Annotated in this window: 17 protein-coding genes; 15 read left to right on the top strand and 2 right to left on the bottom strand. The window is 72.8% G+C overall.

Translation table 11 applies throughout. The features are described from left to right. Positions 1-140 precede the first annotated feature (140 nt). Positions 141-629 carry a DUF3515 family protein gene (locus MLY01S_RS01825; RefSeq protein ID WP_306301686.1) on the bottom strand — a complete coding sequence of 163 codons (489 nt, stop codon included), beginning with the start codon at positions 627-629 and terminating at the stop codon, positions 141-143. A 108-nt stretch (positions 630-737) separates the two neighbouring features. On the opposite strand from MLY01S_RS01825, the gene MLY01S_RS01820 reads away from it, so the two are divergent. From MLY01S_RS01820 to rsmD, 4 genes are read left to right on the top strand one after another with little or no spacing between them, the layout of a single operon-like run. After that, a complete protein-coding gene (locus MLY01S_RS01820) occupies positions 738-1,937 on the top strand; it encodes an LCP family protein (protein ID WP_067188755.1) in 1,200 nt (399 codons plus the stop codon). Beyond that, positions 1,934-2,935, top strand: a complete 1,002-nt coding sequence (locus MLY01S_RS01815; RefSeq protein ID WP_067188753.1) for a DAK2 domain-containing protein — start codon at positions 1,934-1,936, stop codon at positions 2,933-2,935. The genes MLY01S_RS01820 and MLY01S_RS01815 overlap by 4 nt, the downstream gene beginning before the upstream one ends. After that, positions 2,922-5,135 (top strand): ATP-dependent DNA helicase RecG, encoded by a 2,214-nt coding sequence (locus MLY01S_RS01810; protein WP_067188850.1) that lies wholly within the window; start codon positions 2,922-2,924, stop codon positions 5,133-5,135. Before MLY01S_RS01815 ends, MLY01S_RS01810 begins: the two co-directional genes overlap by 14 nt. A gap of 10 nt (positions 5,136-5,145) precedes the next feature. Beyond that, complete coding sequence (gene rsmD / locus MLY01S_RS01805; protein WP_067188751.1) at positions 5,146-5,706, top strand: 16S rRNA (guanine(966)-N(2))-methyltransferase RsmD; 561 nt, start codon at positions 5,146-5,148, stop codon at positions 5,704-5,706. A gap of 140 nt (positions 5,707-5,846) precedes the next feature. Here rsmD and MLY01S_RS01800 read toward each other — a convergent pair whose 3' ends face one another. Continuing rightward, on the bottom strand, positions 5,847-7,091 hold the full coding sequence (locus MLY01S_RS01800; protein WP_067188750.1) for an aminotransferase class I/II-fold pyridoxal phosphate-dependent enzyme: 1,245 nt from the start codon (positions 7,089-7,091) through the stop codon (positions 5,847-5,849). A gap of 48 nt (positions 7,092-7,139) precedes the next feature. Between MLY01S_RS01800 and coaD the strand changes: the two genes are divergently transcribed. From coaD to MLY01S_RS12300, 11 genes are all read left to right on the top strand, one after another. Then, positions 7,140-7,607 carry a pantetheine-phosphate adenylyltransferase gene (coaD, locus tag MLY01S_RS01795; protein ID WP_067188748.1) on the top strand — a complete coding sequence of 156 codons (468 nt, stop codon included), beginning with the start codon at positions 7,140-7,142 and terminating at the stop codon, positions 7,605-7,607. A gap of 98 nt (positions 7,608-7,705) precedes the next feature. Continuing rightward, complete coding sequence (galU, locus tag MLY01S_RS01790; protein ID WP_067188747.1) at positions 7,706-8,614, top strand: UTP--glucose-1-phosphate uridylyltransferase GalU; 909 nt, start codon at positions 7,706-7,708, stop codon at positions 8,612-8,614. Positions 8,615-8,729: 115 nt separating this feature from the next. Then, entirely contained in the window at positions 8,730-9,299 is a 570-nt protein-coding gene (locus tag MLY01S_RS01785) for a YceD family protein (protein ID WP_067188745.1), read from the top strand. 2 nt (positions 9,300-9,301) lie between these two features. Then, on the top strand, positions 9,302-9,505 hold the full coding sequence (rpmF, locus tag MLY01S_RS01780) for a 50S ribosomal protein L32 (RefSeq protein ID WP_067188743.1): 204 nt from the start codon (positions 9,302-9,304) through the stop codon (positions 9,503-9,505). Positions 9,506-9,578: 73 nt separating this feature from the next. Beyond that, positions 9,579-10,241 (top strand): ribonuclease III, encoded by a 663-nt coding sequence (gene rnc / locus MLY01S_RS01775; protein ID WP_067188847.1) that lies wholly within the window; start codon positions 9,579-9,581, stop codon positions 10,239-10,241. Positions 10,242-10,248: 7 nt separating this feature from the next. Then, the gene (gene mutM, locus MLY01S_RS01770; protein WP_067188741.1) at positions 10,249-11,142 is read left to right on the top strand and encodes a bifunctional DNA-formamidopyrimidine glycosylase/DNA-(apurinic or apyrimidinic site) lyase; all 894 of its coding nucleotides are present in this window, start codon (positions 10,249-10,251) and stop codon (positions 11,140-11,142) included. Between the two features lie 61 nt (positions 11,143-11,203). Continuing rightward, complete coding sequence (locus MLY01S_RS01765) at positions 11,204-12,361, top strand: LCP family protein (protein WP_245232035.1); 1,158 nt, start codon at positions 11,204-11,206, stop codon at positions 12,359-12,361. After that, positions 12,354-13,568 (top strand): glycosyltransferase family 4 protein, encoded by a 1,215-nt coding sequence (locus tag MLY01S_RS01760; protein ID WP_082739519.1) that lies wholly within the window; start codon positions 12,354-12,356, stop codon positions 13,566-13,568. Before MLY01S_RS01765 ends, MLY01S_RS01760 begins: the two co-directional genes overlap by 8 nt. 36 nt (positions 13,569-13,604) lie before the next feature. Further along, positions 13,605-15,404 carry a glycosyltransferase family 4 protein gene (locus MLY01S_RS01755; protein ID WP_067188739.1) on the top strand — a complete coding sequence of 600 codons (1,800 nt, stop codon included), beginning with the start codon at positions 13,605-13,607 and terminating at the stop codon, positions 15,402-15,404. Positions 15,405-15,480: 76 nt separating this feature from the next. Beyond that, entirely contained in the window at positions 15,481-16,722 is a 1,242-nt protein-coding gene (wecC, locus tag MLY01S_RS01750; protein WP_067188737.1) for a UDP-N-acetyl-D-mannosamine dehydrogenase, read from the top strand. 101 nt (positions 16,723-16,823) lie between these two features. After that, positions 16,824-16,978, top strand: a 155-nt coding sequence (locus tag MLY01S_RS12300; protein ID WP_157531266.1) for an NAD-dependent epimerase/dehydratase family protein, incomplete at its 3' end; no start/stop codon positions are given.

Here is a 16,978-nt window from a genome sequence, read left to right as displayed (position 1 = left end):
ATCCCTCCGCTGGAGGACGGGACGACGACGGCCGCGCACCCGCACCGGTCCCCAGGACGTCGGACCGGTGATCAGCGCGTCAGTGCCGGGGTGCACCCGCGTCAGTGCTCCAGTACACCATGGAGCGCCTCGACGTCGGTTCAGCCGACCTCGTCGGCGTCCTGCAGGTTCACGCAGCCGCGCTCGGCCGGGATGCGGCCGACCGCCGAGGCGAGGGTGACCATGACGCTGTCGGAGCTGACCCGATCTTGGGCGAACAGCACCTCCACGGCGGGGGAGCGGCCGTAGGTGGTGATCCGCCAGTTCTCGCCCTCCTCGCTGACGACCCAGTCGACGCCCTCGGCGGAGATGCACTGATCCGTGGTGGGTGCCGGCGGCTCCACGCCGCAGCGCAGGACGACGGCGGCGGGATCGCCCCAGGCCGCGGTGGCCTGGCTGTCCGTGGGACGGAGCGAGTGGTCGCCGATCTCGTCCGGCATGGCGATCATCGCCGGGGCGCAGGCCGGGTCTGCCGCGTTCTCGGCCGCGGAGACGGAGGCGATGCGGCCGTCCGCACAGCCGGAGACGAGCAGGACGACGCCGGCCAGGACGAGGCCGGCCCGGGCGTTGGAGGCGGGGAGGGGACGCACGACGTCCAGTCTAGTCTCGGGAACGGCCGCTAGCATGGAGGCGTATTCCTGACACGTCCGCGCCACGGGAGCGCGGCCATGACCTCCCGAGCCCCAGGAGCGCACCACGTGAGCCATTCCACTGAGCAGACGACCGAACCGAACACCGGGCGGCGTCCGCGCCGGCGCCGCCGTGGCCTCATGGTGGTCGTCGGCGTGCTGCTGCTGGCGCTCATCGCGGCCGGCGCCGTGGTGGCCGTCTACGTGGGCGGGATCGCGAAGACCGTGGACGACGTCAAGAAGTTCGAGGGGAGCGTGTTCCCCGAGGAGTCCCTGCGCCCGCAGTTCGGCGGCGGTGCGGGGCAGGGCCGCGGCGACGGGGCGGAGGACGGCTCCGGCGGCGGCACTTCCGAGGGCTCCGGCGGAGCCGAAGCAGGCGGGAACAACGGCTCCGTGGTGATGCCCGAGGCCACCGGCCCCGGCGATGTCCAGGGCCCGGAGGCCTCCAGCTCAGACGAGGAGATCGACGGCAAGGCCGTGAACTTCCTGCTGCTGGGCGCCGACTCCGGCGATCTCACGGACGGCGAGGACACGGACATCGCCCGCATCACCGGCATCGGCCGCTCCGACACCATGATGTGGGTCCACGTCCCCGGCGACCGGGAGAACATCCAGGTCATGTCCATCATGCGTGACACCTGGCTGCCGATCCGCGGGCACGGCGACCGCAAGCTCAACGCCGCATACCAGCTCGGCGGCGTGCCGCTGGCGGTCTCCACGATCGAGAACATGTTCCAGGCCCGCGTGGACCACGTGGTCGCCGTGGACATGGTCGGCTTCCGCGACCTGGTGAACGCCCTCGGGGGCGTCGATCTGTACAACCCGCGGGCCTTCACCAGCGGGCGCCATTCCTTCGCTGAGGGCAACATCCACCTCAGCGGCGAGGAGGCCATCGTCTATGCCCGCGAGCGCTACGCCTTCGGCGACGGCGACTACTCCCGCGTGGAGAACCAGCAGCGCCTGGTGAAGGCGATCATCACCAAGGCCATGTCCCGCACGACCCTCACGGACCCCAACTCCGTGCGGAACTCGGTCAACGCGCTCGCCCCCTACCTGACGTTCGACGAGAGCCTCGACTCGGGCAGGCTGTTCGATCTGGCCTGGTCCATGCGCAACGTCCGAAGCGACGACATCAACGTGAGCACCGTGCCGACCCTGGGCGCGGGATGGGCCGGCGATCAGGCCGTCGTGTGGCCGGACTGGGCCTCCATCCGCCGCATCGGCGAGGGCATCCGCACCGGCACTCTGGACGAGGTGCTCGATCAGTGACGCACACCCCCAGGCCCCCGCGCATCGTCCGCTGGCTGGCCTGCTCCGAACAGCTGCTCGGGCAGGCCGCCGAACGGCTGAACGCGTTCAACGTCTTCCCGGTGCCGGACGCGGACACCGGCAGCAACATGCACGCGACCATGGCTGCCGCCCACGCCGCCGTGGACTGCCAGGAGGACGGCCCCGTGGACATCGGTGCCACGCTCGCGCGCGCCGGAGCCGCGGCGCTGTCCTCCGCGCAGGGCAACTCCGGCACCCTCCTGGCCGTCATGGTGGCAGGGATGGCGGATCCGCTGCGCGGCCTGGAGGCCCTGACCGCACCGGCGCTGGCGGCGGCCCTGCACCGGGCGGACACCGCGGCGCGGACGGCCCTGTCCGACCCCAGGGAAGGCACGATGCTGTCCGTCCTGGGCGTCGTCCGGCAGAGCGTCGCGCAGACCCTGCGCCGAGCCGTCGCAGAGGACCGGCCGGTCGAGACGAGGGCCGTGCTCGAGGAGACGGTGAGCGCCTGCGTGCGCGATGCCCGGACGGCCGTGGAGGCGACCGAGTGGCAACTGGACGAGCTCAGCAGGGCCGCGGTCGTGGACGCGGGCGCCGTCGGGCTGCTCCTCGTCTTCGAGGCGCTGCGCGCCGTGATGCTGGACGAGGACCCGGACACCGAGCTCACCGAGGGCCTGCACGGCTATGCGGAGGGAATCACCGCCGAGGCCGCGGGCGCCGAGGGCGGCGTCGAGGTCATGTGCACGATCGAGCTCGACCCCATCGGAGCGGCCACGCTCCGCCACCGGCTCACCGAGGTCGGAGACTCGGTCATCGTGGCGCCGACACGCCGCGGGGAGGACTCCCAGAGCCCCGTCCCGTGGCGCGTGCACGTGCATGTGCCTCAAGCGGAGGCCGTCGAGTCGCTGCTGCACGAGGCCGGCGAGCCGCAGGACCTGCGCGTCAGCGACCTGACCGGCGGCCACGACGACCACGCCCATGCCCATGGCGGGCGCTGAGGCCGGCGTCGGCGCGGCCACCCACCCGTTCGACCTGCCGCTGTCCGGCGTCCTCGGCGGCAAGACGGCGGACCGGATCGCCCGCGAGCTGAAGATCACCACCGTCGGCGGGCTGCTCGACCACGTCCCGCGGCGCTGGATCGAACGCGGCGAGCTGACCCGGATCGCCCAGCTGCCGATCGACGCCGAGGTCACCGTCGTGGCCGAGGTGCGCTCCGTCACCACCCGCCGGATGCGCAGCCGCAGCGGATTCATCGTGGACGTGACCGTGGCGGACCCGGACACCCCCGCCGGCCCCGGGGCGTCCCTGTCCATGGCCTTCTTCAACGGCCACGACGCCCGACGCCGCCTCGTGCCGGGACGGCGTGCGATGTTCCAGGGAAAGACCACGGTCTACCGGGACCGGGTGACCCTGAACAACCCGGACTTCACGCTCCTGGCCGACGACGCCGAGGCCACCGAGGCCGACCTGCGCCCCCTCGCCCTCTACCGCGCCACCGGCAAGCTGCCCAGCTGGGTCGTCCGCACCGCGGTGATGACCGTCCTGGACGCGGTGGACTGGTCCGCCGTGCCCGAGGTCCTCACCGATGACCTGCGCGCCCGCGCCGCCGCCGAGCTGGACCTGCCCGCGCCGCTGCCGCCCATCGATCAGGCCTATCGCGACCTGCACACCCCGGCGGAGCTCGCCGACGTGGGCCCGGCCCGCCGGGCGCTGGCCCTGCGCGAGGCCTGCGTGGTCCAGGCGTCCCTGGCCGTGCGCCGCGCCGATGCCCGCACTGTTCCGGCCACCGCGCGCCCGCTGCGGCCCGGCGGACTGCTCGAGGCGCTGGACGCCCGGCTGCCCTTCGCGCTCACCGAGGGCCAGGAGGAGGTCGGCGCCGCGATCGCCGCGGACCTCGACTCCAGCGAGCCCATGAGCCGGCTGCTCCAGGGGGATGTGGGAGCGGGCAAGACCGTCGTCGCGCTGCGCGCCATGCTGCAGGTGGTCGACGCCGGGGGGCAGGCAGCCCTCGTCGCCCCCACGGAGGTCCTCGCCCAGCAGCACCACCGCAGCCTGCTGGCCCTGATGGGCGAGCTGGCCGAGGGCGGCACCCTCGCCGCCGCGGACGGACCCGCCACCGAGGTCGTGCTGCTCACCGGCTCCCAGCGCACCGCCGAGCGGCGGCAGGCCCTGCTCAAGCTGGCCTCGGGGGAGGCGGGCATCGTCGTGGGCACGCACGCCGTGCTCTCCTCCACGGTGGGCTTCTTCGACCTCGGTCTGGCCGTGGTGGACGAGCAGCACCGCTTCGGCGTGGACCAGCGCCAATCCCTGCGCGAGGCCAACCCCGGCACCCACCTGCTCGTCATGTCCGCCACGCCCATCCCGCGGTCGGTGGCCATGACCGTCTTCGGCGACCTGGACCTCACCGTCCTGCGCGGTCTGCCGCGCGGTCGGCAGCCCGTGTCCACCCACGTGGCCCGCATGGCCCATGGTCCGCGGATCATCGCCCGCGTGTGGGAGCTGATCGCCGAGCACGTGGCCGCGGGGAACCAGGCGTTCGTGGTCTGCCCGCGCATCGACCCGGACCCCGGGGACCCCGCCCATGCCAATGTGGAGGAGATGGTCCGCCGCCTGGAGCACCTGCCGGCCCTGTCCGGCGTGCGCCTGGACATGGTCCACGGCCGCATGGACCAGGCGGAGCAGGAGGACGCCATGCGCGCGTTCGCGGAGCGACAGACCGACGTCCTCGTGGCCACCACCGTGGTGGAGGTCGGTGTGGACGTCCCCAACGCCACCGTCATGGCCGTCCTGGACGCCGAGGACTTCGGCCTCTCCACGCTCCACCAGCTCCGGGGCCGCATCGGCCGCGGTCCCGACCCCGCCGTGTGTCTGCTCGTCACCCGCCTGCCGGACGGACACCCCTCGCTCGACCGGCTCCAGGTCCTCGAGCGGACCGACGACGGCATGCTCATCGCGCAGGAGGACCTGCGCAGCCGCGGCGTCGGCGACGTGCTCGGCGCGGCCCAGTCCGGCATGCAGTCCGGTCTGGCCCACCTGGACGTCGTGGCGGACGCCGGCCTCGTCTCCCTGGCCGCCCACGCGGTCTCCGCCGCGCTCACCGCGGACGCCGGCCTCGAGGGCTGGCCCGGTGCCGTCGCGGAGGTCCGGCGCTGGGAGGCGGCCCACGCCCACGCAGCCGACTACGCCGAGAAGGGATGACCGACCTGCCATGAGCCGCATCATCGCCGGCGCCGCCTCCGGCATGCCCCTGGCCTCCGTCCGTGGTTCAGACACCCGTCCGACCACGGACCGGACCAAGGAGGCCCTCTTCTCCTGGCTCCAGTCCCGCGACTGGTGCGAGGACACGGTGGTGCTCGACCTCTACGCCGGCTCCGGCGCACTGGGCCTGGAGGCCCTCAGCCGCGGCGCCCGCTCCGCCACCCTCGTGGAGCGGGACCGGACGGCGCTCGAGGTCTGCCGCCGCAACACCGATGCCGTCAACCGGGCCCTCGGCCGGCGTGCCGGCACAGCCCTCGGCCAGTCGGTCGAGCGCTTCCTCGCGCGGCGGACGGAGGCCGACCTCATCCTGGCCGATCCTCCCTACCCGCTCGACGGCCCGGAACTCGACGGCGTCCTCGTGTCGGCGGCCGCGTCACTGACCCCCGGAGGGCTGCTCGTGCTCGAGCGCTCCGCACGCAGCGCGCCGCCGACCCGTCCCGAGGGGCTCGAGGAGGTCGACGTGCGCACCTACGGCGAGACCGCGCTCTACTTCTGGCAGGACGTGCGCTGAGCCGTGGCCGTCGGGCACCCCGGCCCTCCGGGCCTGCCACCACGACGACGGCGCCTCGGCCCAGGCGGTCGCCGCCTGGCCACGAGACCGGGGGAGGCAGAGGCCGGGGCCGAGGGGCCGTCGTCGGAAAGGAGGCGGGCTCAGCCGCGCAGCGAGGCCGCGTGCCGGACCAGGCGGTCCATGCCCTCGCCGATGACCGAGGCGTCCTTGCAGAAGGCGAGGCGGAGCCAGGAGCGCATGGTGTCGCCGTCCGCGCGACACAGGGCCGAGACCGGGATGGAGCAGACCCCGGCCGTGCGGATCCAGTCCTCGGCGGCGGCCCGGGCATCCTCCACTCCCCACGGGGAGAGGTCCACCGTGACGAAGTAGCCGGCCTGTGGCACCACCGGGTCCAGCCCGGCGGCACGGAGACCGGAGACGAGCAGGTCTCGTCCGGCGCGGTAGCGCTCACGCTGCTCGGCCAGATAGGCGTCCGCGCGGGGCAGGTACTCGGCGACCGCCAGCTGGTACGCCGGCCCGGAGGAGAACGTCAGGTACTGCTTCACGGCCCTCACCGCGGCGACGAGGTCCGCCGGACCCGTCAGCCAGCCGACCTTCCAGCCGGTGACCGCCAGCGACTTGCCGGCCGACGACGCCGTGAGCACCACGTCTTCGGCACCCGGGACGGCGCGGCCGGTCACGTGTTCGCCGTCGAAGACCAGGTGGTCGTAGACCTCATCCGTGAGCACGAGGACGTCCCGCTCCGCGCAGAGGGCCACCAGGCGGGCGAGCAGCGGCCGAGGGTAGACGGCTCCGGTGGGGTTGTGCGGCGTGTTGAGGATGAGCATGCGGGTGCGGTCCGTGAAGGCCGCAGCGACCTCGTCCGGGTCCGGGAGGAAGGACGGCGGGCCCACAGGGACGGTGACGTGGCGGCCGCCGGCCAGGGCGATCGTGGCGGCGTGGGCGTCGTAGAAGGGCTCGACCGTGACGACCTCGTCGCCCGGGGAGACGAACGCGAGGACCGCGGCGGCGATGGCCTCGGTGGCGCCGGTGGTCACGAGCACCTGCGTGTCCGGGTCCACGTCCACACCCCAGTGGCGGCGGCGGTGCTCGGCGACGGCCTGCCGGAGGGCGGGGGAGCCGGTGCCCGGCGCGTACTGGTTGGAGCCGGTGCGGACGGCATCGGCGGCCAGGGCGAGCAGCTCGTCCGGCCCGTCCTGGTCCGGGAACCCCTGGCCCAGGTTCACGGCGTCGTGCTCGAGGGCGAGGGACGTCATGGTCTCGAAGACCGTCGGCGCGGGGACGCCGTGCCTCAGCAGGCCGGCGGCCTCCGCCGTCGCCCGCCAGCGTGGGGCAGGGGCGTCGGCGGACGGGGTGTGGACATCGTGGGACGACGGGGGTGCCATGGGCTCGACTGTACTGAACGCTCCGGGCACGTGGGATAGGTTGGATCCATGCTCAGAGCCGTCTGCCCCGGATCCTTCGACCCGCTCCACCACGGCCACGTGGAGGTCATCGCGCGTGCGGCCAACCTCTTCGACGAGGTCGTCGTGGCCGTGTCCGTGAATCCGGCGAAGACCTACCGCTTCTCCATGGAGGAGCGCATCGAGATGGTCGAGTCCACCTTCTCGTCCCTGGCGGGCGTCGTGGTCAGACCCATGGGCGTCGGGCTGCTGGCCGAGTTCTGCCGCGAGGCCGGCGCGAACGCCATCGTCAAGGGGCTGCGCAACGGCACGGACCTGGAGTACGAGCAGCCGATGGCCACGATGAACCACCATCTGACGGGTATCGAGACGGTCTTCCTCTCCGCTGATCCCCGCTACACGCATCTGTCCTCCTCGCTCATCAAGGAGGTGCACGGCCTCGGCGGCGACGTGTCCGAGTTCGTCCCGACCGCCGTGATGCAGCGGTTCGTGGGCTGAGGCCCTCTCATCGGCGCGTCATCCGCGCTCGCATAGACTCGACACAGACCACCGCACCCGAACTCGACGGCGGCACCCGGCCGCCTGGAAGGGGAACCATGTCTGCTCCGGACTCCGCCCGCCGCGCCTGCAAGGCCGTCATCCCGGCCGCCGGCCTCGGCACGCGCTTCCTGCCGGCCACCAAGGCGATGCCCAAAGAGATGCTGCCGGTCGTGGACCGCCCAGCCATCGAGTATGTCGTGCGCGAGGCCCGGGCCGCGGGCCTGGACGACATCCTCGTCATCACAGGCCGCAACAAGCGCGCCCTGGAGGACCACTTCGACCGTCACCCGGCCCTCGAAGCGACTCTGGAGAGGAAGGGCGACACCCGTCGCATCGAGATGATCCGCGAGTCGGACCTCGTCGGTGACATGCACTACGTCCGCCAGGGTCAGGCCCTCGGCCTCGGCCACGCGGTCGCCTGCGCCCGGCGCCATGTCGGCCAGGAGCCCTTCGCCGTGCTGCTCGGGGACGACATCATCCACTCCGAGGACGCGCTGCTGGAGCGCATGCTCGAGGTGCAGGCCCGCTACGGCGGCTCCGTGGTGGCCCTCATGGAGGTGCCGGAGGAGGCCGTCTCCTCCTACGGCGTCGCAGCCGTCGAGGCGGTGGAGGGCGAGGAGGACGTCGTCCGCGTCACAGGGCTGGTGGAGAAGCCGGCCCGGCAGGATGCCCCGTCCACCCTCGCCGTCATCGGCCGCTACGTGCTGGATCCGGCGGTGTTCGACGTCCTGGACCGGACTCCCCCGGGCCGCGGCGGCGAGATCCAGCTGACCGACGCCCTGCAGACCCTCGCCGCCGGCGACGGCGAGGGCTACGGCGTGCACGCCGTGGTCTTCAGGGGCCGTCGCTACGACACCGGCGACAAGCTCGGCTACCTGCAGGCCGTCGTGGAGTTCGCCACGGCCCACCCCGAACTCGGCGCGGACATGACCGCCTGGCTCAAGGAGTTCAGCGCCGACCTCTGAGCGTGCCGCGTTGCCGCGAGCTCGCGCGACCGGTTATGATGGACAGTCGGTTCTCCCTGGGCACCGGTGTGCCCGGGGTACGGTCTGCCCCACGAGACGAGAGGAGCGTCAGCAGATGAGTGCACCGCACCGCGACGCCGCCTCCCCGTGGGTCATCTCGGTGAAGGACCTGCTGCACAGCACGGGCCTCCAGCGTGAGGTCGCTGAGCAGTGGCCCGCCCCCGAGGGGCTGTCCATCCCCGTCCTCGGCGTCCCCGCCGGGGATCCCGTGGACGTGGACATCCGCCTGGAGTCCGTGCACGAGGGCGTCCTCGTCACGGGGACGGCGGACGTCGAGCTGCGCGGCGAGTGCGCCCGCTGTCTCGACCCGCTCGAGGTCGGCTTCACCGTCGACCTGCAGGAGCTCTACCTGACCGACCCGTCCGAGACGGACGACGAGGACCAGCAGGCGGTCGTCGACGAGACGATCGACCTGGAGCCCGTGCTCCGCGATGCCGTGGTCACGGCCCTGCCGTTCCAGCCGGTCTGCCGACCGGACTGCGAAGGGCTGTGCGCCGACTGCGGCATCCGGCTCGAGGACGCGCCCGAAGGGCACGGCCACGAGCGAGTGGATCCCCGCTGGGCGGCCCTGGCCGCCCTCGCGGAGACCGAACAGACCTCCACCCCCGAGACAGAAGAGAGATAGTCGTGGCAGTCCCGAAGCGGAAGATGTCCCGTGCCAACACCCGTGCCCGCCGTTCCCAGTGGAAGGCCCAGGCCCCGACCCTGATCAAGTCCGTCGAGAACGGTCGTGTCTCCTACCGTCTGCCGCACCAGGCCGAGCTGAAGACCGACTCCGCAGGCACCCCGCTGTTCTTCGAGTACAAGGGCCGCAAGGTCGCCGACGCCTGAGATGGCGCCCGCCTCCCCGCGGCAGGGGCGCCACGCGGCGCCTGACTCCGACCCGCTGTTCGAGCGTCTCGGCGTGACGATCACGTCCGAGACGCTCGAACTGGCGTTGACCCACCGTTCCTTCGCCTATGAGCAGGGCGGCCTGCCGACCAACGAGCGCCTCGAGTTCCTCGGGGACGCCGTCCTCGGGTACGTGGTCACCGACCACCTCTTCAAGTCCTTCCCGGCCCTCTCCGAAGGCGACCTGGCCCGCCGCCGGGCGTCGATCGTCTCCACCCATGCGCTCGCCCACGTGTGCCGCGGGCTCGGAGTGGGGGCCCACATCCGCCTCGGCGAGGGCGAACGCCGCACCGGTGGCGCGGACAAGGACTCCATCCTCGCGGACACCTTCGAGGCGTTGATCGGCGCCGCCTACATCGACCACGGCCCCGTCGCCGCAGCGGCCCTCGTGCACCGCCACGTGCTGCCCCTGCTGGACGACCCGCAGATCGCCCGTGCCGGCACCGACTGGAAGACGAAGGTGGCCGAGGCTGCCTCCCGACATTCCCTCGGTGACGTGCGCTACGAGATCGTCGGGCAGGGCCCGGCGCACGACCCGCGATTCCGGGCCACCCTGTGGGTCGGCGGCACCGAGTACGCCTCCGCCGTCGCCTCCTCGAAGAAGCAGGCTGAACGCGACGCCGCGGCCGAGTCCTGGGCGCGGCTCGAGGCCGACCTGCCGACCGCACGGGACTGATCAGGCGATGCCTGAGCTGCCCGAGGTGGAGGTCGTCCGCCGCGGACTCCTCCCGTTCACGGCCGGCGCCCACGCCGGCCGCCTCGATGTGCTCGACCCCCGCAGCCTCCGCCGCTCGCCCGGCGGCGAGGAGTCGCTCCGGGCGGCTCTGGACGGCCGTCTGCTGGGGGCGCCGATGCGCCGCGGCAAGTTCCTCTGGATCCCGTTGGCCGAGGCGGGGGAGGCGGCCGTCGTCGTGCATCTGGGCATGTCCGGTCAGGTGAGGGTCGACGACGCGACACGCCCGGATCCGCCCCACCTCCGACTGCGTCTGCCCGTCATCGCCGCCGACGGCCGGGAGGCGGAGCTGCGCTTCGTGGACCAGAGGATCTTCGGCGGCTGGTGGTTGGACCGCCTCGTCACCGACCCGGCGACCGGCGAGCGGATCCCGACGACGGCCGCCCACATCGCGCTCGACCCCCTCCACCGGCAGTTCGATCCGGACGCGGTCCACGACCGCTGGCGCCGCTCGCGCACCCGGCTCAAGCGGGCGCTGCTGGACCAGTCCCTCGTCTCCGGGATCGGCAACATCTACGCCGACGAGGCCCTCTGGGCCTCGCGTCTGCACCCCGAACGACGCACCGCGACCCTGTCCCGGGCCCAGGGACACGCTGTGCTCACCGCAGCCGCCACCGTCATGGAACGGGCCCTCGCCGTCGGCGGGACCAGCTTCGACGCGCTCTACGTCAACGTGGACGGCCGCTCGGGATACTTCGCCCGGTCGCTCAACGCCTACGGTCGGACAGGGGAGCCCTGCCCCCGCTGCCGGGACGAAGGGCGGGACGGGGTGATCGTACGGGAGGCCTTCATGGGCCGCTCCTCCCATCGCTGCCGCCGCTGCCAGCCGCGTCCGCGCACCTGAGGGGCACCACGCCCGCCTACACTGATTCCCAGCCCCCGCCCGTACGACAGGAGAGATGCCGGTGACCTCCCGTGAGCCCGCAGAGCTCGACGAGCTCAGCGACCGGCACGCCGAGCCGGACCGCCGCCGGCGGCGCCGCTGGCCCTGGGTGCTCGGGGCCCTGGCGACCGTCGTGGTGGTCGCTCTCGTGCTGGTCGCACTGTACGCCGGAGCTCTGGCACGCAGCTACGACGACAACCGCCGCACCGTCTCCGCGCCCAACGTCACCGACGGCGAGGGTGGAGCGGTCACCGTCCTGCTGCTCGGCTCCGACTCTCGCGGCGAGGAGGGCTCGCCCGACGTGGAGGGGGAGCGCTCGGACACCATGATGGTGGTCCACATCCCGGAGGACCGCAGCGGCGTCTACGTCATGTCGATCCTCCGCGACCTCTACGTCGACATCCCTGGCCATGGGAAGGGCAAGATCAACTCGGCCCTGGCCAAGGGCGGCTATGAACTGACCGTGGACACGGTAGAGGAGCTGCTGGACATCGAGGTCAACCACCTGGTCGAGATCGACTTCCAGGGCTTCCGCGGCGTCACCGAGGCCCTCGGCGGCGTGTCCGTCTGCAACCCCACGGCCTTCTCGTCCGGTGTCAGGAACCCCAGCTACTTCCCCCGCGGCGAGATCCTGCTCCAGGACACCGCGGCGCTGCGGTACGTGCGCGAGCGGCACGCCTTCGCCCGCGGCGACCTCACCCGCGTCGAGAACCAGCAGCGCGTCGTGTTCGGCGCGCTCGACCGGTTCCTCAGCGTCGACGTGCTCGCCGACCCCCGTCGCACCATGGACGTGGTCTCCACCCTCTCCCGCCACCTGACGGTGGACGAAGGACTCGACTCGCGCCGGGTGGCCGGATACGGCTGGGACCTGCGGTCCATCGGCAGCGACGACGTCGAGATGTTCACCATCCCCAACGCCGGCGGTGCCGTCGAGGAGTCCGGCCAGCAGGTCGTCCTCCCGGACGAGCAGCAGCTCGACCGGCTCAAGGCCGCCTACGCGCGCGACGACCTCGGAGGCTACCTCCGCGAGGTGGAGCGCGAGGAGAAGGAAGCGGCCGAGCGCCGCAGGGCCGAGCGCCGCGCCTCCGAGTCCGCCGCGCCCTCCTCCTCGGACGGCGCGTCGAGCCCCGCGCCGGCGACCCCTGCTCCCGTGCCCGCCGTGGAGGACCCCTGTGGCTGACCGCGAGACGGCCCCGAGGGTCCTTCTGCTGACCCATTCCTACGCCCCGGAGGCCACGCCGCCGGCCCGGCGGTGGGAGGCGATCGTGCGCGGACTCGTCGCCGAAGGCTGGTCCGTGACGGTCCTCGCCCCCGGAGCCCCGGACCACGCCGCGCGGAGCGAACGGGGCGAACACGGCGAAACCGTCCTGCGCACGCGCTCACGGCGCGCCGAGTCCGGCGGGCGCAACGCGCGGTTCGCCGACGCCGTGATCCACGCCATCCAGAGCATCCCGCTCGGGCTGGCCGCCACCCGGCCCGACGTCGTCGTGGCCACCGTGCCTGCACTGCCGACCGTCGTCGCCGGCCGGGCGCTCGCCGTGCTGCGGCGCCTGCCCCTGGTCCTCGAGATGCGCGACGCCTGGCCGGACCTCGCCCGGGACGCCGGCCTGCGCAGCGGACCACTGGGGCGGCTCATGGAGCGCATCGTCGGAGGCGCCCAGCGCCGTGCAGACCTCGTGGTGACCGTCACCGCAGGGTTCGCCGAGACCCTCCGTGCACGCGGCATCGCCTGCGTCGAGACCCTCGGCAACGGCGTGGCGCTGGACGCCATCCCCGTCCTGCCTCCCCGGGACCGCCGTCCGGGCGAGCTCCACGTCCTCTACCTGGGCAACCACGGTGAGTCGCAGGGACTGGAGCGACTGGTCGAGGCCGCCGCACGCCTGCGCTCGTGCGCGCCAGGGGTGCGTGTCCGCATGGTCGGCTCGGGCACCCGACGCGAGGAACTCCTCGCGCTCAACCGCAGGCGGGGCGAACCCGTCGAGATGCTCGACGCGGTCCACGGGCAGGCCGCCCGAGAGCACTACGCCTGGGCGGACACGGTGATGGTGTGCCTGCGCCCGGACTGGGCGAGCTTCCTCCACACCGTGCCGTCGAAGACCTACGAGCTGCTCTCCATCGGCCGGCACGTCACGGCCCAGGTCCAGGGGGAGGCGGCCGCAGTCGTCGAGGCCGCCGGTGGAGGAGACGTCGTCGGTCCCACGGTGGACGACCTCGTCGCGCACCTCGAGGCGCTGTGGGCCGACCCCGCGTCGACCCGGACCACGGGCGCAGCCCGCGGCTGGGTGGCGAGCCACGCCGACCTGAGCACCATCGGCCACCGCTACGCCGAGCTGCTCTCGCGCACCGTCCTCCGGCGCCGCGGCCTGTCCTCCCGGCCGCGGATCTGAGCCTTCAGGAACCGTCCCGTCACCCCGAGGAGCCCCATGTCCCCGTCCGTGCGACGCCTCGTCTCCAACGCACTGCTGGCCGCGACGACCGCCGTGGACCATGTCCGCGACGATCCGGTCGTCCTCGCCCTGCAGATCTCGCGCCGCCTCCCGCCCGCCGTGCGGATGCGCCTGGGGGCCTGGGGAGCCGGCTGCTCCGCGGGCCTGCCGGTGCCCGCCGCCGTCGCCCTCGCCGCCGGGGGGCGGACAGAAGAGCTCGAAGAGCTGGTCGACCAGGTCCTGCGCAGCCCCCGGACGCACGGCGCGGACCCGGTGACCCGGGTGCGCCTGGCCGACGTCCTCCTCGCCGCCGACCGCCCCGACGGGGCCGAGCAGATCCTCGCGACGACATCCTCCGCCACGCCCGGATGGGCGGCGGCCCGTGCCCGTTCGCACTGGTATCACGGCCGGATGCGGCAGGCCGTGGCCGTCCTGGGCGGTTCTGCGCGCGAGAGGGCAGTCCGCGAGCGGCTCGGCTCGGAGCTGCGGGCGATGGAGGGGTGGATCCCGACCCTGCAGACCCCGGGCGCGCCGTACCGACCGGTCGCGGACCGGGTGCTGTTCGTGCTCACCAACTCCCTGCCGCACACCGGTTCCGGCTATGCGCAGCGGTCCCACAGCCTGATGCTGGCCGTGCGCGACTGCGGGTGGGACCCCGAGGCCGTCACGAGACTCGGGTGGCCGGTCCAGACCGGCGTGCTCCAGGCGGCCGACCGGGACGAGGTCGACGGGATCCGCTACCACCGTCTGCTGGCGCCGAGGCTCCTGCCGGGCTTCGACCGACGCCTCCAGCAGAACGCTGAGGAGCTCCTGGCCCTCGTGCTGGAACGGCGTCCCGCCGTCCTGCACACGACCACCCACTGGGTCAATGCCGTCGTCGTCCGTGCCGTCGCGGAGGCCGTGGGGATCCCCTGGGTCTACGAGGTGCGCGGCCAGCTCGCCGACACCTGGGCCTCCACCCGGGGGACCGCCGCGCTGTCCTCGGTGCGGTACCGGCTCTTCACCGCCCGCGAGGCCGACGCCGTCCGCTCCGCGGACGCGGTCGTGACCCTGGCCGAGACCATGCGGGCCCGGGTCGCCGCCGACGGTGTCGACCCCGACCGCATCGTGCTGAGCCCGAACGCCGTGGGCGGGGCCTTCCTCGACCCGTCCGGAGACGCCGCGCAGGCGCGACGCAGCCTGGGCCTGGACCCGGACGCGGAGTACGTGGGGACGGTCAGCTCGGTGGTCCCCTACGAGGGGCTCGACGACCTCGTGCGTGCCGTCGCCCTGCTGACCGCCTCCCGTCCCCGCCTCCGCCTGCTCGTCGCCGGAGACGGCACGGCGCTGCCGGGGCTGCGGCGCCTGGCCGATGAGCTGGGGATCGGCGACCGCGTCGACCTGCTCGGCCGCGTGGACCGCAGTCTTGCCCCGACCTGTCACCGTGCCCTGGACGTGTTCTGCGTCCCCCGAAAGGACACCACCGTGACCCGCTCGGTCACCCCGATGAAGCCTCTGGAGGCCATGGCGTCCGCGCGCGCAGTCCTGGTCTCCGACCTGCCTGCGCTCAGGGAGATCGTGCGGGACGGGGAGACCGGCGTCCTCGTCCCCGCCGAGGACCCCGAGGCCTGGGCGGAGGCCCTCGACGCGGTCCTCACGGACGGTGCCCGGCGGCGCGCACTGGGCGCAGACGCGCGCGCGTGGGTGCTGGCGGAGCGGACCTGGGCCGCGAACGCCCGCCGCTACGTCCAGATGTACGCGGAGATCACATCCGGGCATGCCGCCGGGGACAGGGCCGAACCGTATACTGGCCGGTGACCCCTGACACGTCGTGCGCCCAGGCGCAGCGATCGGGGTCGCGTGACTCCCATAGACAGGAAGAGGAACACCACGGATGTCTGAGATCCAGAGCGTTGCCGTCATCGGGCTCGGCTACATCGGCCTGCCGACCGCCGCCATCCTCGCCGAGAACGGCGTGAAGGTGCACGGCGTCGACGTCAGCGACCGCACCGTCGACGCCGTCAACGAGGGTCGAGTGCCCTTCGTCGAGCCGGACCTGGCCGACTTCGTCAAGCGCGCCGTGGACAAGGACATGCTCTCCGCCTCCAAGGAGACTCCGAAGGCCGATGCCTACATCGTCGCCGTGCCGACCCCCTTCAAGGGCGACCACGTCCCGGACCTGAGCTACATCGAGGCCGCCGCCCGCGGTCTGGCCCCGCAGCTGACCGGCGACGAGCTGGTCATCCTCGAGTCCACCTCGCCCCCCGGCGCCACCGAGCACATGGCCGAGGTCATCTACGCCGAGCGCCCGGACCTGCGCGAGGCCGGCCTCGACTTCGCCCACTGCCCGGAGCGCGTGCTCCCGGGCCGCGTGATGGTCGAGCTCGTCACCAACGACCGCATCGTCGGCGGATCCACCCCGGAGGCCGCGCAGCGCACCGAGGCGCTCTACCGGACCTTCTGCAAGGGTGAGATCCTGCTCACCGACTGCAGGACCGCGGAGATGGCCAAGCTCGTGGAGAACTCCTTCCGCGACGTGAACATCGCCTTCGCCAACGAGCTGTCCGTGATCTGCTCCGAGCAGGGCATCGACGTCTGGGAGCTCATCGAGCTCGCCAACCACCACCCGCGCGTGAACATCCTGCAGCCCGGCCCGGGCGTGGGCGGCCACTGCATCGCCGTTGACCCGTGGTTCATCGTGGACGCCGCTCCCCAGAGCGCTCGCATCATCCGCGCGGCCCGCGAGATCAACGACGCCAAGCCGCAGTGGGTGATCGACCAGGTCAAGGCCGCGGCCTTCGACGTGCAGCAGGAGACCGGCCGCGCTCCGGTCGTGGCCGCCCTGGGCCTGGCATTCAAGCCGAACATCGACGACCTCCGCGAGTCCCCCGCGCTGAACATCGCCCACGATCTGGCGGACCAGTTCTCCGGGTCCGAGGTCCTCGTGGTCGAGCCGCACGTCGAGGAGCTGCCGGTCAAGCTCGAGGGCAAGCCCAACATCCGCTTCGTCTCCGCCGAGGAGGCCGTGGAGAAGGCCGACATCGTCCTGCTCCTGGTGGACCACGATGCCTTCGCCGACCTCGGCTCCGAGGTCGAGGGCAAGCACGTCATCGATACCCGAGGCCAGTGGCGCTGACCGCTGCATGACATCGGGCGACGGGCTCCCCCGGAACGGGCGGCCCCGTCGCCCCGCCCGTCCCGCGGACCGGGACGGAGGACGCGAACGAGGAGGACGGCATGCGGCTGTTGGTGACCGGCGGAGCCGGCTACATCGGATCCCACTTCGTCTCCGCGGCCCGACGGCGGGGCCTGGAGGACATCACCGTCGTCGACGACCTGTCGACAGGTCTGCGACGCCGGGTCCCGGCGGAGGTCCCGCTGCACGAGATCGA

Origin of the sequence: Micrococcus lylae NBRC 15355 (assembly GCF_001570885.1) — a bacterium.
Classification (GTDB): Bacteria; Actinomycetota; Actinomycetes; order Actinomycetales; family Micrococcaceae; genus Micrococcus; species Micrococcus lylae.
This window is presented reverse-complemented; position numbering and strand designations above follow the sequence as displayed.